The 19,891-nt window shown below is 34.2% G+C and carries 18 protein-coding genes; 2 read left to right on the top strand and 16 right to left on the bottom strand.

All coding sequences use genetic code 11. The annotated features are described in order from the left end of the window. Positions 1-313: 313 nt before the first annotated feature. The 13 genes from ACYQ3P_RS10635 to ACYQ3P_RS10575 all read right to left on the bottom strand — a co-directional run bounded on the left by ACYQ3P_RS10635 (position 314) and on the right by ACYQ3P_RS10575 (position 15,824). On the bottom strand, positions 314-508 hold the full coding sequence (locus ACYQ3P_RS10635) for a hypothetical protein (protein WP_460177848.1): 195 nt from the start codon (positions 506-508) through the stop codon (positions 314-316). A gap of 259 nt (positions 509-767) precedes the next feature. Continuing rightward, positions 768-1,841 (bottom strand): glycosyltransferase family 4 protein, encoded by a 1,074-nt coding sequence (locus ACYQ3P_RS10630; protein WP_460177847.1) that lies wholly within the window; start codon positions 1,839-1,841, stop codon positions 768-770. Beyond that, positions 1,795-3,471, bottom strand: a complete 1,677-nt coding sequence (locus ACYQ3P_RS10625; protein WP_460177846.1) for a glycosyltransferase family 2 protein — start codon at positions 3,469-3,471, stop codon at positions 1,795-1,797. The genes ACYQ3P_RS10630 and ACYQ3P_RS10625 overlap by 47 nt, the downstream gene beginning before the upstream one ends. A gap of 1,026 nt (positions 3,472-4,497) precedes the next feature. Beyond that, positions 4,498-4,599, bottom strand: a complete 102-nt coding sequence (locus ACYQ3P_RS10620; RefSeq protein WP_460177845.1) for a cyclic lactone autoinducer peptide — start codon at positions 4,597-4,599, stop codon at positions 4,498-4,500. A gap of 35 nt (positions 4,600-4,634) precedes the next feature. Continuing rightward, positions 4,635-5,387 (bottom strand): ABC transporter ATP-binding protein, encoded by a 753-nt coding sequence (locus ACYQ3P_RS10615; RefSeq protein WP_460177844.1) that lies wholly within the window; start codon positions 5,385-5,387, stop codon positions 4,635-4,637. Next, on the bottom strand, positions 5,388-6,476 hold the full coding sequence (locus tag ACYQ3P_RS10610; RefSeq protein ID WP_460177843.1) for a FecCD family ABC transporter permease: 1,089 nt from the start codon (positions 6,474-6,476) through the stop codon (positions 5,388-5,390). Continuing rightward, positions 6,433-7,524 (bottom strand): iron ABC transporter substrate-binding protein, encoded by a 1,092-nt coding sequence (locus ACYQ3P_RS10605; protein WP_460177842.1) that lies wholly within the window; start codon positions 7,522-7,524, stop codon positions 6,433-6,435. The genes ACYQ3P_RS10610 and ACYQ3P_RS10605 overlap by 44 nt, the downstream gene beginning before the upstream one ends. Then, on the bottom strand, positions 7,521-8,315 hold the full coding sequence (locus tag ACYQ3P_RS10600; protein WP_460177841.1) for an ATP-binding protein: 795 nt from the start codon (positions 8,313-8,315) through the stop codon (positions 7,521-7,523). Before ACYQ3P_RS10600 ends, ACYQ3P_RS10605 begins: the two co-directional genes overlap by 4 nt. A 14-nt stretch (positions 8,316-8,329) precedes the next feature. Further along, on the bottom strand, positions 8,330-9,313 hold the full coding sequence (locus ACYQ3P_RS10595) for an FmdE family protein (protein ID WP_460177840.1): 984 nt from the start codon (positions 9,311-9,313) through the stop codon (positions 8,330-8,332). 15 nt (positions 9,314-9,328) lie between these two features. Beyond that, the gene (locus ACYQ3P_RS10590) at positions 9,329-11,584 is read right to left on the bottom strand and encodes a TonB-dependent receptor (protein ID WP_460177839.1); all 2,256 of its coding nucleotides are present in this window, start codon (positions 11,582-11,584) and stop codon (positions 9,329-9,331) included. 149 nt (positions 11,585-11,733) lie between these two features. After that, positions 11,734-11,919: a hypothetical protein gene (locus ACYQ3P_RS10585; RefSeq protein WP_460177838.1), complete on the bottom strand. Its 186-nt coding sequence runs from the start codon at positions 11,917-11,919 to the stop codon at positions 11,734-11,736. 598 nt (positions 11,920-12,517) lie between these two features. Next, the gene (secA, locus tag ACYQ3P_RS10580; protein ID WP_460177837.1) at positions 12,518-15,157 is read right to left on the bottom strand and encodes a preprotein translocase subunit SecA; all 2,640 of its coding nucleotides are present in this window, start codon (positions 15,155-15,157) and stop codon (positions 12,518-12,520) included. 475 nt (positions 15,158-15,632) lie between these two features. Next, the gene (locus ACYQ3P_RS10575; protein WP_460177836.1) at positions 15,633-15,824 is read right to left on the bottom strand and encodes a hypothetical protein; all 192 of its coding nucleotides are present in this window, start codon (positions 15,822-15,824) and stop codon (positions 15,633-15,635) included. Positions 15,825-15,847: 23 nt separating this feature from the next. Between ACYQ3P_RS10575 and ACYQ3P_RS10570 the strand changes: the two genes are divergently transcribed. Both ACYQ3P_RS10570 and ACYQ3P_RS10565 read left to right on the top strand, forming a co-directional pair. Next, positions 15,848-16,117, top strand: a complete 270-nt coding sequence (locus ACYQ3P_RS10570) for a transposase (protein WP_460177702.1) — start codon at positions 15,848-15,850, stop codon at positions 16,115-16,117. Between the two features lie 17 nt (positions 16,118-16,134). After that, positions 16,135-16,932, top strand: coding sequence for an IS3 family transposase (locus tag ACYQ3P_RS10565; RefSeq protein ID WP_460177703.1), 798 nt, complete (start codon positions 16,135-16,137; stop codon positions 16,930-16,932). 54 nt (positions 16,933-16,986) lie between these two features. Here ACYQ3P_RS10565 and ACYQ3P_RS10560 read toward each other — a convergent pair whose 3' ends face one another. The 3 genes from ACYQ3P_RS10560 to ACYQ3P_RS10550 all read right to left on the bottom strand — a co-directional run bounded on the left by ACYQ3P_RS10560 (position 16,987) and on the right by ACYQ3P_RS10550 (position 19,372). Further along, entirely contained in the window at positions 16,987-17,358 is a 372-nt protein-coding gene (locus tag ACYQ3P_RS10560) for a metallophosphoesterase family protein (protein ID WP_460177835.1), read from the bottom strand. Positions 17,359-17,483: 125 nt separating this feature from the next. Beyond that, positions 17,484-18,068, bottom strand: coding sequence for an MjaI family restriction endonuclease (locus ACYQ3P_RS10555; protein ID WP_460177834.1), 585 nt, complete (start codon positions 18,066-18,068; stop codon positions 17,484-17,486). Beyond that, on the bottom strand, positions 18,065-19,372 hold the full coding sequence (locus tag ACYQ3P_RS10550; RefSeq protein ID WP_460178084.1) for a DNA methyltransferase: 1,308 nt from the start codon (positions 19,370-19,372) through the stop codon (positions 18,065-18,067). Before ACYQ3P_RS10550 ends, ACYQ3P_RS10555 begins: the two co-directional genes overlap by 4 nt. Between the last annotated feature and the right edge of the window lie 519 nt (positions 19,373-19,891).

The raw sequence follows: 19,891 nt of genomic DNA, 5'->3' as shown, positions 1-19,891 counted from the left end.
AAAAAGTTATCAATTGAAAGCATCTTCTCTCATAGTCATTGCAAGCCTGCCGTCAGGCATTCTTGGCAATCCCCTCTATCCCACTTCATTAAATTATGAATAAAAAAATTTTTAAATCAATGAGTTACAGCTTTTGATTAGCCTACAAAATTCTCTTGCACTTTCTTAATTTCTGAATAAATTCTTATCAACTACTAATATTCTCAATATCTCCCTCTGTTCATCATTAAGTTTACTCATAATCTTTATTCTCTCCTCCTCTATTTCAAACCCTCCCACCCCTAAACATCAAATTTTCTATAATATAAAAAGGCTATATAGCAGTCTTGGAGGCAAAACGCCTTAGAGGTTTATCCCAAAAATAGCGATAGAAATCCAATAATTGGTATAACCATTTCAAAATTAAGTATTTTTTCCTGTCATTGCGAGCATCCGAAGGATGCGAAGCAATCTCTACTTTGTTTTTCAATAAAGCCTTATTAGAGACTGCTTCGCCCCAGATTGCCACGCTATCGCTCGCAACAGGGGGGCTCGCAGTGACGAGTGTCTATCTCTATTTTTCGGTTTATGGGAATGGTTCGTAAATATTTTGTTGCAAAATTTGGGTGCATCAGTTTTTATAAACAACAAAAAGTTTGTATTTATAATGTTCCAAAAAAGGGCATATCACAGACACATCCAAATACATCACATCTGTAGAAGAGTTTTTAGTTTATGAACGTTAACTAAGAAACTCAGGAGTACCATTGCACAACTTGAATTAGTTTTTAAAATGGTAACCTTTTTAAAATTTCAAATGGTTGGTGAATGTTAAGAACATTCTCATAAACTTTTAAATATCTTTCGACCATCAAATCTGCAGTAAAGTTCTGTTCAACATGATTTCTACATTTAATTGGAGAAATTTTATGAATGTGTTTGAGCTTTTCAACCATTTCATCTATCATATTTTCACAAGATACAATAAATCCTGTAACTTCATCCACAACTATTTCTGGAACACTTGCTCTGCGAGGAGCTATTACAGGAGTACCACATGCCATTGCCTCAATCATCACGAGCCCAAAGGCCTCGTTCCATCTTATTGGCATCAGAAGAGCTATTGCACCTTTTAAAAGTTCAACTTTTTCCTCATGGCTCAGCTCTCCCTTAATAATCACATTTTCTTTATCCTCAAAGGCTTTCACTTTTTGTTCAAAAAAATCTTTAAATTCATTTCTTATTTCTCCTGCCAGAATAATTGGAAGTCTTGCTTTTTTTGCTACCTCAATTGCTATATCGGGTCCTTTATATGGCGAGAATGTTGCCATAAAAAGAAGATACTCTCCTTCTTTTTCGCTGAACTGGTACTTTTTAATATCAATTCCATGATAGACTGTAGCTATGTAATTTAAATAGGGTGCAAGTTGCCTTTGGGCATTACTTATCGATACAAAATATCTATCCTTAAATTTTTCTGCAAGAATTTTGGGTTCAGGAGGAAGGCTGCTATGAAGCGTTGTTATTACTGGAGTTTTTATAAAAGAAGTAAATGCTAAAGGAACAAAACCATTATGATTATGAATTATTTCAAATTCATGAGCACACTTGGCAACTATTTCTCCCTGAAGAATATCATAAGAAAGTTCCTTCCAATCAAATCCTCCTAAGATTTCATAAAGATTTTTTTCGATGATTGGAAATAATTTGGCAGAAGTTTTTGAGTCACCAGAGGCAAATAAAGTAACCTCATGCCCTCTTTTTATTAAACCTTCAGTCAGATGATAAACTACAAGTTCAGTTCCGCCATATTTCTTAGGAGGCACTGGCTTCCAAACTGGTGCAACAATTCCAATGCGCATTTTTCGAGTTCCCTATATGCTTTTTTTCTATTTTTTTGTATACTTTAAACCATTTATATGCAAATAATGAGGGTAAATATATTATTGCGGTAGTGGTCAGTAGGATTGCAACAAGATAATACTTTTTTATTAATGCCATGGTAGCAAATAAAAGAGAAATAAAGATTACTGTTATTTTGGCAAATGCATCTTTAATAAATCCGGCAAATTTGATATCTTTTTTTATCTTAGGAGTCCTCCAAAATTCTCGTTCTCTCTTTATTAGACAGAGAAGCCATGCAATAGACATCACCCATGTTAATGAGAAATATGCCAGTAAGGCTGAAAAACCTTTTACAAAGGGCAGATTATGAAATCTTGGTAAGACAACAAGAAAACCCAAAATACTGGTGAGAATAAACCCAACAAATGGGCCAATTAGGGATAATGAAATTTTTTCTGCGTTCTGTTGATCCAAAAAAATACTGATACATAAAAGAATCCAGGGAATGAAAAGATTATTAAACCATACAGTATTTAAACCAAAATAACATATTTTTTGAGAAATATTTAGCTTCCTTGATAAAAGATTTCCAATATTTTTTATTATTGTTTGCATATTTCCAAAGGTCCAACGGAATCTTTGCTTTTTATAAGAACCAAAAGTAAATGGCATAAGACCTTTTCCAAATGATCTATCAATGTATATAGTCTTCAAACCTTTGTTATGAATTCTTATTCCAATTTCGCTATCTTCAGTAATAATCTTTTCATCCCAACCACCAATCTCTTCAAGACACCTTTTTCTAATAAGTCCCATGGTACCCATAAATGAGGCTGCATTGTATTCATTGCTAGAATTCATTATAATTGAGAAGAAATATCTATACGCCCAGTATATGCCTTCCATTGATGGAGGAACTTCTCTGTAATCCTGAGGAGTCTGAACTATCGCAATCTTGGGATCTCTAAAAAAAGGCACAGTTTTTTTAAGGAAATCTGGCTCAACTTCATAGTCTGCATCAATAACACCAATTATTTCAGCCTCAGGGCTAGAAATACTTAAAGCAAAATTTAAAGCTCCTGCTTTATATCCTGGGCATTCAGGCAGATAAAAGAATCTGAATTTTTTACCGAGAACTTCACATATTTCTTTGACTGGCTTCCAAAATTCTTCTTTTTTTGTATTGTTGACAATAACACAAACTTCATAATCAGGCCATTCAAGCTTTGAAAGTGAAAAAAGAGTTTTTTTTACAACATCAATTGGTTCTTCATAAATTGGAATATGAAGTGAAACTTTAGGATAATAATCAGTTACTGGTGTCTCTATCTTTCTTAAAAAGTTTTTTCTTCCTCCAACATCAAGAATATGAAACAAGGACAGAGCAAAAAATCCAAAACTAACTAAATTTACAGGAAGCAGTATTGGATGCACTATTAAAATAATATAGAAAACGAAACTCAGAATCCCTAATAACATAAGAGAAATAGCCAATTCTTTCCAGGAAGACAAAATTTTTTTGAGTAAAGATAAGCCAAGCCTATAAAAAACTAAAAAAATTAATCCTCCCACTGCGTAATTGGTGATTAAATAGCCCACTGCTAGCGTTAAAATAGTCACAAGGAAAGAAGAATATTTTTTTTTCATTTAGAGAGAAAAACAGAACTGTAAAACCGAAACTAACTATAAAATAGATAACTACACTCGTTATCTCTTTCATAGTTAGTATGCTATTGATTTTTTGCTGAAATTTTCAGAATTTTAAAATAAATATGTTCAATAATACCACAAATAAGTAATTTGTGTCAATTAATTAGTCCTGTTTATAAACAAAATTATAGAAAAACTTGAGATAACACAGGAAATAATGCAGGATGAAGATTTTGAGGAAATTTTTATGTTAATTTAAGAACAAAAAAGGCCAGGGCTATAATTATAGCCCAGCCTTTAAATATTTATTAATGTTTAAATAGAATTATTTTTTTATTTTTTTCATAATTCACTATTTGCAAATGATACCATTCTATCTTTTTCTTGAGAATTTCAGGAGCGCTTTGGATTTCTTTTTTTATTTTGTCAATCGTTTTTTTATTTGATTTAAAAAAATTACAAAAATCAGATTCAAAAATTATTTCTTCCTTTGGGATTTTTAAGTAGAAAGTAAGATACCATTTCATTCTTCAATGTCATATTGTTCAACAATTGGAAGAGCTACTTTAAATAATTCATTATGTAAATCAAAATTTATATACCAATAGCCATTTTCCTCATACAAATTGCGTATAGGGCACTCTGTAGCTTTTTCAAGTAAATTTTTAAATGTTATATATTTATCTTCCTTTTGATTAGTTTGATTAGATACATTATTATTTTACTCCATGGTTTACCTCCTATTTTAGGATTTTGTAAGATTTAAAGGCATGTTTTGTTTTAAAAAAATGTTTGTGTTTGGGGTCAGGTCTTGAATTTTGGCGTTTTCATTTATCCTATATCAAGTCTAAATAAAAAGGCATTTATCTCATTAAGGCCAGATTCTAATAATAGTCACAGTTAAAACAACAAAAAGATTGAATAGCTAAAAGCAAAGGGATGGAAGGATTTTGCCTGAAAAGCCTAGTCTACAAGTGTCCAAAATAGGCTAAGGCTAAAATTCAAGACCTGACCCCAAGCATATCAGGTTTTAAAAGGTGTAACTCCATAGGCACCCAAAAAAAGAGCAATCCAACCAATGAGAAATGGAGAAAGAAAAATTAATATTGATTTAATGTTTTTCATGATTTATTTTAGCAGAGAATCCAAATATGATGCTTTTATCCATTAATCACAAATTTTCGTCCATTAAGCTGGAAAATTTTCACATCAATTTCAAAAATTTCTTTTATAAGATCCTCGTTAATAATATTTAAATCGCCCTCGCGGTAAACTTTGCCATTTTTCATAAATATAAAGTAATCGCCAAACTGTATAGCAAGATTAAGGTCATGCATAACAATAATAGTTACAAGATTTAGCTCTATGGTTATTTTTTTTAAAAATTTAAGAATCTCAATCTGATTTTTTGGATCAAAATGATTTACAGGTTCATCAAGCAAAAGCACCTCGGACTCCTGGGCAAGTGCTCTTGCAATGAGAACTTTTTGAGCCTCGCCACCACTTAATTCGTTAATTTTTCTAAAGGCATACTGATTTAGTTCAAGATTATTGATAATTCTCTCAACAATTTCTAAGTCCTTTCTTGTTGGTTCAAATGATATATGAGGTTTTCTTCCAAGAAGAATGGCATCAAAAACTGTGCTGTATGGAACAGAGTTTGAATTTTGCGGAAGATAGGCAATTTTTTTTGCAAGGTTTCGGCTTGAGATTTTTCTAAAATCTTCTTCTGATAGATAAACTGTTCCAGCTCTCGGTTTTATCACTCTGTCAATTGTTTTAAGTAAAGTTGACTTTCCAGAACCATTCGGTCCAAGTATTGCATAGATTTTTCCCTTTACAAATTTTAAGCTTATACCGTGAAGTATTTCTCTGTTTCCATAACCTGACGATAAATTTTCAATCTTAAGCATTTAAAATCTTCTCCTTTTTATAAGAAGATAGAAAAACATTGGGGCACCAGCAAAGGAGGTTATTATTCCAACTGGCAAAACTACAGGTGAAATAATTGTTCTCGCAATAAAATCAGATACACTTAGCAAAAGAGCACCAAGAAGAGCAGAGTAAGGAATCAAAAATCTATGGTCATTGCCAATAAGAAGTCTTACAATATGAGGTGAAATAAGCCCAACAAACCCAATAATTCCCAAAACAGATGTGCATACTGAAACCACCAAAGCACTAAGAAACATTCCAGATACTCTTAAAAATTTAACATTCACGCCAAGACTTTTTGCAACTTCATCTCCCCATAGAAGGGCATTAAAGTTCCATCTTTGGAGGAAAAAATAGCTGAAACAAAGAAGAAAAGAAATGAACATTAGTTTGTTTTCCAGCCAGCCAGCTTTTCCTATGTCGCCAAACGTCCAAAAGACTGTGGCTGCTACCTGAAAGTCCTGAGCAAAATATTGAAGAAACATAGTTGCAGAACCGAAAAGACTACTTAAGGCAACTCCAGCAAGTATGATTGCCTCTCGAGTTATGTTTCTTAGAAAAGACAAAAATAGTATTAAAACAACAGTTAACAGAGCACCACAAAAAGCTGAGATAACTACAGGATATAGTTTAAATACAGTTACTGCTTCTGCTCCAAATGAATGTGTTTGACCAGCACCAAATACAATAATTGCAAAGGCTGCACCAAAAGCAGCACCTTGAGATACTCCAAGAGTAAATGGAGAAGCAAGAGGATTTCTTAAAACATTTTGCATAACTGCTCCTGCAACTCCAAGAGATGCTCCTGCTAAAATTGCACCAACTGCCCTTGAAATTCTTATATTCCAGATAATGTAAGAATTTTCAGTATTTTCAAATATTGCTTTAAAAACCTCTTCTACGGTTAATTTCATTGAACCTGTTAGCACTGAAATTAAAGCCACTGCAAATATTGCAAAAAGTAAAAAAATGCCAATTAAAAGTTTTATATAAACGGATTTTAAATAAAGCTTTCCTACAGACTCATTTAATTGTAAGTCCTGACTTTGTAAAATCAACTTTTCCATATCCCTTATACACTCCTTTCAGGTCATTGTAAATGTCTTTCCCCAAAAATTTTCTGAAAATCTCTCCTGCCTTTTTCTCAGGTTCAATGTCTTTAAATCTTTCAGGATAGATTACTTTTCCTATAAAATAAGAATTTGCAAAAAGAATCTCCAAATTTGTCCTGTAAAAGTTGTAAGGAAATACTGAGTAAACTCTGCCTTCTTTTACTGCCTTAAGTTTTAAATAGAACTCTTTGTTTTTTATGTAATCTTCCTGAACTAAATTTATTCCTCCAGTGTCTATGAACAGATAATCAGGATTCCACACAAGGAGTTTTTCTTTATCAATAAATACATGACCCTTTTTCCCTGTTTCGTCAACAACATTTATTACATTTAACCATTGAAGAGGTGGATACTGAGCTTCTGAACTTGTTATGCCATGAGAACCCCTTGCACTAATTGCTCCAATATAAACTTTAGGTTTATTTAAACCTTTTGTTCTTTTATTTAAGTCAGCCATAATGTGCTTTATATAATCATTTAACTCCTCTGCTCTTTTTTCTTTATCAAGAAGCTTTCCAAGAAAGGTAAATGTGTTCATTATATCTTCAATATTAAATTCCTCAGTGCCTGCATATTGCACTACAATGACAGGTATTCCTGTCTTTCTCTGAATATGCTCAGCACTGTCAACCTCAAAGGTGATAACTATATCTGGTTTTACGGAGATTAATTTTTCAAAATCAGGAAGTTTTCCAGGTCCACCTTCTCCAATGGAAGGAATATCCTTTACTTTTTCCTTTATAACATTCCAGTATCCCTTTCCGACTGCAGGATTACCTCTCATAATACCCTGTTTTTCTACATTCTCTACCCCAATCACTTTATCAAAGGCTTGTAAGTAAACAACATAGCGAAGGGAAGCATGAAGAGCTACAATTCTGTCAATCTGCTTTGGAATGGTAACAGTTCGCCCAGCCATATCTTTAATTGTTATCGTCTCTTTTGCATGGGAATGAGAGCATAGCAAGACAAAGAATAAAACTATAAGGGATATCTTTTTCATATTTTGACTCCCATTAATATACTATCCAGGGATTTTTCAATCTCCTCAAAAACCTTTGCTGACAACGTAGCTTTACCTTCAAGAGACAAAGTATAAACCTCTTCAGAAAAATGAATAATTCCTGCAGGAGTTAAACCCTTTCTTTGTAAAATCTCTAAAATCTTATTTTCAAATTTAGCAGGAACTTTGTTAATAATCAAATAAGTTTTCTTTCCCATCTCTTTAGCAAGAACAATTGCCTTTTCAGCAACCTCAATAGAGTCAAGATAAGGCTCTGCAACAGCAACTATAGTATCAACTCCCTTCTCTACTCCTCTTCCAAAATGCTCAATTCCAGCCTCAGTATCTACAAGAATTAACTCATCTTCAGAAAGTTCAATTTTTTCAAGAAACTCTCTGCTTACCACTCCCATTGGACAGGCACATCCTTCCATAGGTTCTTTAATTTTACCAATACTTAAAAGATGTATATTACCGTCTGATTTTATAAACTCCTTAGGAATATCATTCATATGAAATTTTTTCTCTTCAATAACACTTATTTTTACTTCTTTGTCTTGAGCCTGAAATTTCTTTCTCAATTGCTGGGACACTGCTTTTTTACCACCTAAGAAATCCATAAAGGAAGCAGGAGGCTCGCTAAATCCAAAAAGCTTATAAAGACTCTGATTACTTTCATCTACATCTACTACTAAGACCTTATATCCTTTTTTAGCCAAAACCTTTGCAAAACCATATACAATAAAACTTTTTCCAACTCCTCCCTTTCCACATACTGCAATCTTACGCATTTTGCCTTCCTCCTTTATTGACATTTCCATAAATCAAATTTTTTCAGAACATTTATATTAACATCAACCAGTTCATCAATAGATACATTAGATAATTGAACATTTTTAATAACCCTTACAAACTTTTCAAACTGATTATCATTTTCTAACATCCATTCAATCATTTTTAATCTCTCTTTGAAAGCTTTTCCTTCTTTTACTCCTGCTGATTTTCTTAAATCATCCCATAAAAACTCTAAGATAATTGCCTCTCCTGATTTTGATTGTGGTGAATATTTAATGTAAATTCCTGCAAGATTCTTTGCTTCATCTTTAAGACAATTTTTACTTTTTTCTGAGATAGGAATAACAACAAAATTTCTTTTTCCAGCTGTTGTATTAAGTATGGTCTGAATTGCATCATCCTTACACCAAGGTGGAGTAGATATCACAAAATATCTTTGTCCCTGTGAAAGTGGAAAATTTTTGAGAAGATATTTTGCTATCCAGTATCCACTTGTAACCCCAGGGCAAAAGTGATCATGAAATAAAATAGAATTTTTCAGTTCAAAAGGAATTCCCTTTTTCCAGCCTATTATAATAGGTAAGACACGCATAGCTTTGCCTTGAAAAAGATCTTTTAATTCATCATCATTGCGAGTTATGGAAGTGGCAAGAAAATTCTCTGTCACAAAATACTTGATTTCATTATCTACAACGCTAATGTAAACAGCTTTATCAGATGCAGAATCATAGACAAATACAAATAAAGGATTATTAACTGCATCATGGATGAGAAAAAGATTCTCCATTTTTGTAAACTTAAGTAGCAGAGGAATCAAAGCATTAACTTGCTCATCTTTTACATGCATTGCATTAGTGATTATTAAAGTTTCGCTTTGAATTACTGGTTTTAGCTCACTGGTAAGAATCACTTCAATTTTATTTAAAACATCTAAGGCATAAGATGCGGATGCAAAAAATATAAGAATCAAAGCTAAAAGAAATTTTTTAACCATTCTCTATCCTCCTAACTAAAAATTAAATGATACAGAACCATAAACAGTAAAAGGTGCTCCCAGATAATAGTCAGGGCTTACAATGTACTTTTTGTCAAAGAGATTATATACTTCCAAAGCAATTCTTACATCTTTAAGTAATCCTACTTTTTTTATGTTATATGCAGTTTTTAAATCACAAACAAAATAGGAAGGAATTTTCTCTTCATGTGTAAGGTCACCATATCTTTTACCAACATATCTTACAATAGGGCTTAATTCTAATCCTTTATAGTTAAAAATCAATCCTGAAGAAAGCATCCATTCAGGAACATCAACAACTTGTTTACCATCTGTTTTAAAAACTGTACCACCTTGAACAATATCTCCTTCGTATTTAAGCTTAGTATATGTGGGATTAAAAAATAATGTTATATTGTCTGAAATTATAAAATTACTACCAAGTTCAAAACCATACCCCTTTGCTTTTCCAACAAATGTTTGATAACTTACTGGTTTATTAGTTGAGGGATCTTTTAAAGGCTGAGAGGGATTATCAGGATCTTTCCATCCTGGCGTAATTGGTGTCCTAAGATTTCTGTGTTTTGAGAAAAATACGGTTGGGTAAAGCTCCATGAAGTTTGTTCTTATTCTTAAACCTACATCAAGATTATCGGTCTTTTCAGGTTTATAATCTTTAAATAAATCTTTCATTGTGATACCTAATTTTTGAAATTTGTTGTAAAGATTATAATAGAGATTTACAATCGGCATATAAGCATAGGGTTGTTGAAATGTTCTTCCAAAACTTGTGTAAATCTCAATATTTTCATTGAACGCATAGGAGACACCAGCAGTAGGAATCCATGCATCGTAGGTTTGTCCTCCATAGTCTAATTTTGGCTCTCGTTCCACATATGGATTACCGCTTGAATCAAATTTTGTTATATATCCTTCATTATCTGATTCCTTTAATTTTAAATACTTAAGTCCAAGTTGCCAATTAAACCTGTCAATACTTCCTGCGACTTTAACATAGGGACTATAACGATAACCCTTATTCACAGATTTTGTATATCTACCCCAACCTACAAATCTTAAAGTCCCATCTGAATTAAGCCAGTAATTTTTCGTTGGTCTGTCTTCCCAATCTTGCCACTCATACTGAAAACCTAAAAGTCCTTTTATGTTTTCTAATTCTAAAGAAGCCTCTGCAATTGCTCCATATCTATCAACTGTCCATTCACTAAATTGAATTCCTGGTTTAGCTCCTGAGGGTCCGGAAATTCTTGAAGAACCGCTCCAATCTTCCTTATTTTCTTCTCTCCAATAAGGCTTTAGCGTAATTTTGAAATTTTCACTTAATTTTGCTGTTATGAAGCCAAAAATGTCATAGTTTGTCCACTTTACTTTCCAATATTCATAATAATTCCAATCTTCACTTGGATTACCAATAAAATCTTTATTGTAATCATATCTTCTGTATCTATCAAGATCAGATGCTTGTTCATAATTAAGAGCTCTATATTTGTGTTGTTTTATTTCATTAAAATTTGCCCACAACTTAAATTCTAAAATCTCTCCAAAAGGTTGAATAAATGTAAAGTTTAAATTGTTTCTTGGTCCTATTTTACCTTCTCCCCTCCATTTATCTTCCTCAGAATATGAGTATGAGAGTGAAAATTTAGTTCCAATTCCTCCAATTTTTCCTGAATCCAATCTGATAAATGTTTTTGTGTAATCAAAACTACCTATAGCTTGTTTAAATGTGACACTAAAATTATCCCTTGCCCATAATGGTCTTAATTGAATTGTGCCTCCTCTTGTTCCAGCACCAGGTCCTAAATCAGCAGGAACAGCACCTTTGTAAACAGCAATACTTTCAAAATTTTCTAAATCAACAATATATGTTCTTGGACCAATTGGATTTCCACCATAAATCGGTATTCCTTCAACAGACATGCTTCCTAATGAACCACTAACTCCACGAACTCTAACTCCAATCTGAGTAGAAGCCATGTTAGCTGGATCAGGACTTTCAAACATTATTCCTGGAAGAATACTTATAGCATTCCAAACATTACTTGAAGCACCAACTCCCCCAAGCTTAATTCCCTCTCTTGTTACCTCTACTCCAGTATAAACTGTCTCAGCTGTCTCTCTTGTAGGAGCAATAATTTTCTCCCCTGTTACCACAATTTCCTCAAGCTTTACCTCTTCCTTTTGTTCTGCATAGGAAAAATTTGAAAACATAAGCATAATACTGCAAATGAAAATAATTAGATAAATCATAACTACCCCTCCATTTGAGTTTTTTCTTTTTAACTCCCTTCGTGAGAGGTAGACCCTTCATGAGTCCAATTCATAAAAAAAGCCGTGGTAAAGGCTTACTGCCCTTCCACGGCCTTCATGACCTATTTAACCCTTCGTGGGTTAAGATATTAAATCATGAAATTACATATTTTTGTCAAGTCCCAAAAATAGAGATAGAAATCCAATAATTGGTATAACCATTTGAAAATTAAGTATTTTTTCCTGTCATTGCGAGCATCCGAAGGATGCGAAGCAATTTCTACTTTGTTTTTCAATAAAGCCTTATTAGAGACTGCTTCGCCCCAGATTGCCACGCTATCGCTCGCAACAGGGGGCTCGCAGTGACGAGTGTCTATCTCTATTTTTGTCAAGTCCTTAAAACAGCCATAATAGCTATAGAAATTAGTCAATGCGTCCACTGTTGCAAGCAAAAGAGTGGCAAAAAACAGTAAATAGTCACTAAGAGTCTCCGAAGGAAGCGAAGCAGTTACTTTCCTTCCTGTCATCAGGAGGCTTGCGAGCAATCCAAAGTGAACTATATTGAGGAATATACAAAGGCAAGACTGATTCTTCGCTAAAGCTCCCCACAATGACTATGAGTGGGATACCTTACAATGACAAGGTGAGAGAATACCTCGCAATAAAAACAAGCGTGGTTATTGCAAGCCTCACCGATTATTTATTTCCGTCATTGCAAGCCTGCTGTCAGGCAGGCGTGGCAATCTATTCTACTTGGGTATAAAATTCGGCTGGTATCGCACGATTGCAATAACAGGAAAAGAAGTTTTGCATCCTCTCAATAAAAGAAAGGAGACAAAGCTGTCGCAAGTAGAAGCTTAAAACCATTCGCAACAATTCGTTAGAATTGTCTAATTTAGGTATTGGATAAATTTCAAAAGAAAAATAGCCCTATTAGAGATTTTTACCGCAGCATTTTTTGTATTTTTTTCCACTTCCGCAGGGACAAGGATCATTTCTGCCAATCTTAGTTGGCTTTTTAATAGGCTGGGCTGAATCGCCATCTCTTCTTCCAATTGGCTGTTTTCTTGCAACTTTTACTTGGCTTTCATCCCTGACTTGAATTTTAAACAATCTTGTTAGTATGTCTGAAACAATGCTTCGGGACATATCCTCAAAAAGCTCAAAGGCTTCCTTCTTATACTCAACAAGCGGGTCTTTCTGAGCATAACCTCTAAGCCCTATTCCCTCTTTTATATGGTCTATCCCTAAAAGATGGTCTTTCCATTTAGTATCAATTACATGAAGGAAAACCATCTTTTCAATATCCCGCATTAAGGAGCTTCCAATCTTCTGCTCCTTGTTTTCATAAGCTTCCATTAGCTTTTCAAGAAGATGTTCTCTAATTTCATCCTTTGCCTTGCCTTGCAGGTCAATCTCTATGTCAAATCTTGCTTTTATTTGTTCTGCGAGTTTGTTAATGCCATCTTCTTCTTGGGATAAATAAAATTCAACAAGCTCTTCAACTTCTGTTTCCAGAAATTCAAAAACTCTTTCCTTTAGGGATTCGCTTTCAAGAACTTCTCTGCGAAATGAATAAATTGTCTTTCTCTGGATGTTCATCACATCGTCATATTTGAGGAGATATTTTCTTATCTCAAAATTATGGGCTTCAACTCTTTTCTGGGCATTTTCAATAGCCTTTGAAACCATTTTGTTTTCAATTGGCGAGTTATCATCAATTCTTAAAAACTGCATTACCTTTTGAAGCCTTTCACCACCAAAGAGCTTGATAAGCTCATCTTCAAGGGAAACATAAAATCTTGATGAGCCCGGGTCTCCTTGCCTTCCTGCCCTACCCCTTAGCTGATTGTCAATTCTGCGGGACTCATGCCTTTCTGTGCCTATAATATGAAGTCCACCAAGTGCCATAACCTGTTCGTGTTCTTTGGCACATATTTCCTTTGCCTTTTCAAATGCCTGTTTGTAGTCTTCGTCAGTGTATTCTTTTCCGGCGAGCATTTGCCTTGCAAGGAATTCGGAATTTCCGCCAAGAATTATATCAACTCCTCTTCCAGCCATATTTGTAGCTATTGTGACAGAGCCTATTCTTCCTGCCTGAGCAATAATCTCTGCTTCTTTGTCGTGGTATTTGGCATTAAGCACATGATGGGGAATGCCTTTTCTCTTTAACATTTTACTTAAAAGTTCAGACTTTTCAATGGATGTTGTGCCTACTAAGACAGGTCTTCCTATTTTGTAACATTCTTCTATTTCATTTATTACTGCATCAAATTTTGCCTTTTCAGTTTTGTAAATAACATCAGGATAATCCTCTCTTATCATCGGCTTGTTTGTAGGAATAACAATTACTTCAAGGTTGTATATCTCGGCAAATTCAGCTGCTTCAGTGTCTGCTGTTCCTGTCATTCCAGAGAGTTTCTTATACATTCTAAAGAAATTCTGTAAGGTTATGGTTGCAAGTGTTTGATTTTCTGCCTCAATTTTTAATCCTTCCTTTGCCTCCACAGCCTGATGAAGCCCGTCTGACCAACGTCTTCCCGGAAGAAGTCTTCCTGTAAACTCATCAACGATAACAATTTTACCATCTTTAATCACATAATCAACATCTCGCTTGAAAAAATAATGAGCTCTGAGTGCTTGATTAATATGATGGACAATTTCTATATTTGAAGGCTCATACAGATTATCAATTCCTAAAAGCTTTTCAGCCTTCTGGGAACCCTGTTCTGTTAGAACCACTGTTTTAAGCTTCTCATCAAGCTTAAAATCCTCATCGGGCTTAAGATATTTCACAATTTTGTTCACTGCGTAATATATATCAGTGGATTCTTCAGAGGGTCCAGAAATGATAAGGGGTGTTCTTGCTTCATCTATGAGAATGCTGTCAACTTCATCAACAATTGCGTAATTAAGCTCCCGTTGAGCTAAATCATTTAAGCTGTATGCCATGTTATCTCTGAGATAATCAAAGCCAAATTCTGTGTTTGTTCCATATGTTATATCCGCAAGATAAGCCTCTTTTTTTGTGCATTGACGAAGTTTATCAAATCTTTTATCCTGCTGTCTGAAGTTTGGGTCAAACACGAATGACATTTCATGCTGAATTACACCAATTCTTAATCCAAGAAAATTGTATATTTCTCCCATCCACTGGGCATCTCTTCTTGCCAGATAGTCGTTAACTGTAACAACATGAACTCCTTTACCTTCCAAAGCATTTAGATATGCTGCAAGAGTTGCAACAAGTGTTTTTCCCTCACCGGTTTTCATCTCTGCAATCTTGCCCTCATGAAGCACCATACCACCCACAAGCTGAACATCAAAATGCCTCATGCCAAGTGTCCGCTTTGCTGTTTCCCTTACAACCGCAAAGGCTTCAATGAGAAGGTCATCAAGGGTTTGTCCTTTGGAAAGTCTTTCCTTGAATTCGTCTGTCTTTTTTCTTAATTCTTCGTTTGAAAGGGAGGATATTTTGGGTTCAAGGGCATTAATTTGCTCAACAATCTTAAAATATCGTTTCAGCTCTCTTTCATTTTTTGTTCCGAATATTTTCTCTAAAATCTTGACCATACTTGTATGATAAATCAGTGCTTGAAAATTATTCAAGGAAAACGCAAAAAGAGAGATATAAACTCGTCACAGCGATGACCCTTTTCCTCATCATTGCGATGAGCGTCAGCGACGAAGCAATCTCGTCGTCATAGTGCCATAGTGCGACAGTGCTACAGAGCGACAGAACTTATTCTAAGAAGAGATTGCTTCGGCATCCTGACGGATGCCTCGCAATGACCCTTCTCCCGTCATTGCGAGGGACGAAGTCCCGAAGCAATCTCTAAACATTCGTAAGACGTAAAAAATGAGAAGTGAGAAGGAAAAAGATGGGATTGCCACGCCTGCCTGTCGGCAGGCTCGCAATGACAAAAAAAATAAACGGGCAGGCTCGCAATGACCACCCTTTTCGTTATTGCGAGGGTGCAATAGCACCCGAAGCCCCACTTCATCAACTTTTGAATAAAAAAATTTTAAAATCAATGAGTTATAATTTTTAGATTAGCCTACAAAATTCTCTCGCACTTTCGTAAGTTCTGAAAATCTTATCCCCTACTCCCAATATTCTCAGTATCTTTTTATGTTCCTCCTTAGCTTTGCTCATAATCCTTATTTTCTCCCCCTCTATCTTGACCTGCACCCCATTTTTTGGAACAACAAAAATACGAATATAATCTAAGATGAACATAACCTATGAAGGAGGAATTTATTATGAAACAGACAAAATACCCTGTTGAAAAAATCATTCAGATTCTATCTGAAGCAGAACTTCCAGGAAGTTCCATTGCAGAGGTCTGCCGTAAATACTCTATCGCAAGAAGTACCTTTGACAAATGGAGACAGAAATTCAAAGGCATGTCATCCAGTGAGGCTAAAAGACTTAAAGCACTTGAAGATGAAAACTTAAGACTAAAAAGAATCCTTGCTGAAAAAGAACTTGAAATACAGGTGCTCAGAGACATTGTTAAAAAAAACTTCTGACAATAAACGAAAGGAGAGTGATTGCTAAACATATGATTCAAAGCGGTATAAATGTAAGAAAAACAGCTGAGATACTTGAAATACCACTCAGTACCCTTTATTACTCTTCTTGTAAGGCTGAAAAAGATATGGCTCTTACAGAAATGATAAAAGATATAGCCTTTAAATATACATTCTATGGCTACAGACGAATTCATATGGTTATAAAAAGAGCTGGTCACCATGTCAATCATAAAAAAGTCTACAGAATCTATAAAACACTTAATCTTCAGAGGCAAAAACCTCGTAAAAATAAAAGACTGATTTCTGTTCATATGCCTCTTACACAGCCCCGGTTTTGCAATCATGTCTGGGCTATAGATTTTCTTTTTGACAGTCTTACAGACAGAAGACTTATTAAGATAATGACGATTGAAGACCTTATGAGCAGGTTTTGTGTTGGTATTGAGGTAGGTTTTAGCATTACTGCTAATATGGTTATAGAGGTTATTGAAAGATGTATCAATGTTTATGGGATACCGAGGGTTATCAGGACTGACCAGGGTTCTGAGTTCAGAAGCATTATTTTTGAGAAGTTTATCCAGAGATATGGCATAAGGCATGAGTTTATTGAAAAAGCAAGTCCATGGCAAAATGGAGCTCTGGAAAGCTTCAATGGTAAGCTCAGGGAGGAATGCCTTAGTAGAAACCTGTTTGAGACTCTAATGCAAGCAAGAAAGGTGATAGATGAGTACAGGAAGTTCTATAATACAGAAAGACCTCATAGCGGTATCTGCAACAAGATGCCTTCGGAGGTCTTTAGTAATAGTTCGTAAATATGTTGTTCCAGTATTTGGGTGCATATTTTATGAAAGGCTATATGTTCGTATTTATTCTGTTCCAAAAAATGGGGGCATATCAGCTGAAAATCCTATTTCAAAAGGTAAGCTTCTCATATAATTCTTGCTTTTTTCTGTTACATGTTTCTTTGTCCATTCAAATGAAATATGAGCCATTTTTGCTTGGATGGGATCTTCATATTTACATCCACAGTGTTCTTTGTTATTTGCTACTGCATCATCATAATTTCCCTGAACACCTTCGATTTTGTGTTCAATGAGAAAATCAACAACTTCATTTACAAAAGGAGCATATCCTCCGAGATCGCCAAGATGATAAATTTTATCAACTTTTTGCTTTATCGCCTCCGCTCGGAATATGGGAGGTTTTACCCAAAAAACTTTAATTAATTCATCAACCATTGGATATTACATTTCCAGAATAAAAGAAGTTCCACAAAAATTAGAATTTGGATATTTGCCGAAGACACGAACCTTGATTTTCATCAAGGCATGCTCTTTTATGCGGTGGTAGATGATACATTAGCCTAAAGCACCTCACCATAATCAACTTCAATCCCATCATCAATTTTTTTATAATAGATAATCTTTACACCTATGTGCTCTGGTAGCGCGGCTTTCACCTCATAGGTATGTGGCTTTATAGATACGGGAATGTTTCCAATATAGCCATCAATTCCTTTTGACTCTTCATCAGACCCAGCAAGACGATAAGTAGTCCCTTTAATTTCTGCACCTTTCTTAAGTATCGCTTCTTGAAATCTCAGTCCAGCAAAAGTCTTTACGATTACCAAATCTTTTACCCATTTCTCAACCATACTCTGGTCAATTTTGTTCAAGGAATTTTTTAATTCTTTCAGTTTACCCATTATCCTTTCTGTAGCATTCTTTATTGCATCCGGTTTTTTCTCAAGATACCATTTCTCCCATTCTGATAACGTTTTTCCTCTAAATTCCTGGATAAGTTCACTCATCTGACCAACCACTTTTGGTCGTGTCCCCTGTGCAAATTGATTTGCTAAATTGATAAGTGGTGCTACATATTTGGGAAACTCAGGCGTCTCTATATCAAGATACTTTCTGATTTCTTCAACAGTGATTTTTATTTTCATGTTAAAATTTCCCTGGTTAACCCATTTTGTAACTTTAAAAATTTTGACTTGTATTTATAATCAACAGCAGTATCTACATCAACAAGACCATTCTTAATCAAATGTGCATTTAAAAATGTCTTATTCGATAAGTAAAGATAGCAGAGTAAGTTATCCTTATCGTCATATTTTATGCTGTCAAACTTTATGAACACCCTCTGCCCTTGCGTTTTCTCCTCCAAAAACTGAATTGCCTCCCTATACTTCTCTGACTTTGCCTTTACACCTAAAAGCCTAATTTTTAGCCCATTATTCAAAATCAAAATTTCTGGAGAGAGTATTTCTTTTACTCTGTAATATGTTTCTCTTCTATAATTTAAGTTATCTATCTTTGAATTGAATCTCAATTTTCTGGGGTCGACTTTTTTGTCAAATTTTGTAGGATCTTTAAAGATATATGGTAATCTTTGAATTTCTTTTTTGATGTCTATTTTTGGGTCTTTTTGAAAAATTATCTCAAAAATTGCATCCTCGAAAATAGTGTTTTGTTTTATTCCAAGTTTTTCTTTTATAATAGGTAAAAAGTTTTCATTTATCTCATATCCAATAGAATTTCTTTTCAATTTCTTAGCAGCTAAGGAAGTGGTGCCGCTTCCAAGAAATGGGTCAAGAACAGTATCGCCAACAAAACTGAACATTTTGATGAGACGGTGCGGTAACTCCTCAGGGAACATTGCCAAGTGTTTATCTTGTTTTTCACCGGGAAAGTTCCAGTGTCCTGCAAAATATTGATTCCATTCTTCTTTTGTTAGCTTTGATTGTTCTTTAATCTCTTTACTTACTTTAGGGGGTTTACCATATTTTTTAAAAATTAAAATGAATTCATAATCCAATTTAAGAATGCCATTTCGTGGATATGGGAAAGAACCCATTACTGTTCCTCCACCAGTAGTATTGCATGTTGTAACTTTCTGCCAGATAATAGCACCCATATAGTCAAAGCCAGCGCTTTCACAGAACTTGATTATCTCTGTCCTTATTGGAATGACCTTGTATCTACCGTAATAAACTGATCTGGCAAACTGGTCTCCAATGTTAATGCACAAACGACAACCCTTGTGCAGCACTCTATGACATTCATTCCAGGCCAAATTAAGATTATTGATATACTCCTCATAAGTATCATTAAACCCTATCTGTCTGCCATTTCCATAATCCTTTAATTGCCAATAGGGAGGAGATGTAATAATGAGATGCACTGACTCATCAGGAACCTCTTTCATCCACCGTGAATCACCAATAATTATCTTATGCCAGGTTTTCATTTTGCTATCACATTGAAAATAAATCATCACTTAAAGCAATGCTTTTCCTCATCTATTTTTTTAATCAGAAATTTGGATACTGATATTCATATTATCGCTAAATATGCAATAACTTTCCACCTTTAATAACAATATTCAAACATTTATAGTTTTTAAGATAATAGAGCCCTCAAAACTTTTTATTTTCCTTAAGTTTTTTATGGCTATTTTAGCTCGTAAAATCGGATAAATATAGATTTTTTAACTTCAAAGATCTTTAAAAATTTTTTTCTAAAATTTTATTAGTATTCAGAAATGCCTAACATTTTCTATCTGGATTCCATCTATGTCCTTTAATGTTTTTTTATTAGATTCGACTCATGGATACTTCACAGTGAGCACTCTTTTAATTTCATTTCTAATTATAATCAAATACCATAATTATAATCAATAAACCGACATTCCTCAAAAATAATCTACACGAAAAGGGATTGTTTCCTCATAATTGACAAAAAGGTGAGCCTCTTAAACCTTAAAAAT

It is taken from the genome of Thermodesulfovibrio hydrogeniphilus (assembly GCF_054657355.1).
Note: the sequence above shows the minus strand (reverse complement) of the source record. Positions and strands in the feature narration are given on the sequence as shown.

Bases quoted from the DNA above. Each gene is read 5' to 3' on its own strand.
- ACYQ3P_RS10555 (WP_460177834.1), bottom strand. From the start codon at position 18,068: ATGAAAATAAAAATCACTGTTGAAGAAATCAGAAAGTATCTTGATATA.
- ACYQ3P_RS10620 (WP_460177845.1), bottom strand. From the start codon at position 4,599: ATGAAAAACATTAAATCAATATTAATTTTTCTTTCTCCATTTCTCATT.
- secA (WP_460177837.1), bottom strand. From the start codon at position 15,157: ATGGTCAAGATTTTAGAGAAAATATTCGGAACAAAAAATGAAAGAGAG.
- ACYQ3P_RS10625 (WP_460177846.1), bottom strand. From the start codon at position 3,471: ATGAAAAAAAAATATTCTTCTTTCCTTGTGACTATTTTAACGCTAGCA.
- ACYQ3P_RS10630 (WP_460177847.1), bottom strand. From the start codon at position 1,841: ATGCGCATTGGAATTGTTGCACCAGTTTGGAAGCCAGTGCCTCCTAAG.
- ACYQ3P_RS10615 (WP_460177844.1), bottom strand. From the start codon at position 5,387: ATGCTTAAGATTGAAAATTTATCGTCAGGTTATGGAAACAGAGAAATA.
- ACYQ3P_RS10575 (WP_460177836.1), bottom strand. From the start codon at position 15,824: ATGTTCATCTTAGATTATATTCGTATTTTTGTTGTTCCAAAAAATGGG.
- ACYQ3P_RS10610 (WP_460177843.1), bottom strand. From the start codon at position 6,476: ATGGAAAAGTTGATTTTACAAAGTCAGGACTTACAATTAAATGAGTCT.
- ACYQ3P_RS10570 (WP_460177702.1), top strand. From the start codon at position 15,848: ATGAAACAGACAAAATACCCTGTTGAAAAAATCATTCAGATTCTATCT.
- ACYQ3P_RS10605 (WP_460177842.1), bottom strand. From the start codon at position 7,524: ATGAAAAAGATATCCCTTATAGTTTTATTCTTTGTCTTGCTATGCTCT.
- ACYQ3P_RS10550 (WP_460178084.1), bottom strand. From the start codon at position 19,372: ATGAAAACCTGGCATAAGATAATTATTGGTGATTCACGGTGGATGAAA.
- ACYQ3P_RS10600 (WP_460177841.1), bottom strand. From the start codon at position 8,315: ATGCGTAAGATTGCAGTATGTGGAAAGGGAGGAGTTGGAAAAAGTTTT.
- ACYQ3P_RS10595 (WP_460177840.1), bottom strand. From the start codon at position 9,313: ATGGTTAAAAAATTTCTTTTAGCTTTGATTCTTATATTTTTTGCATCC.
- ACYQ3P_RS10590 (WP_460177839.1), bottom strand. From the start codon at position 11,584: ATGATTTATCTAATTATTTTCATTTGCAGTATTATGCTTATGTTTTCA.
- ACYQ3P_RS10560 (WP_460177835.1), bottom strand. From the start codon at position 17,358: ATGGTTGATGAATTAATTAAAGTTTTTTGGGTAAAACCTCCCATATTC.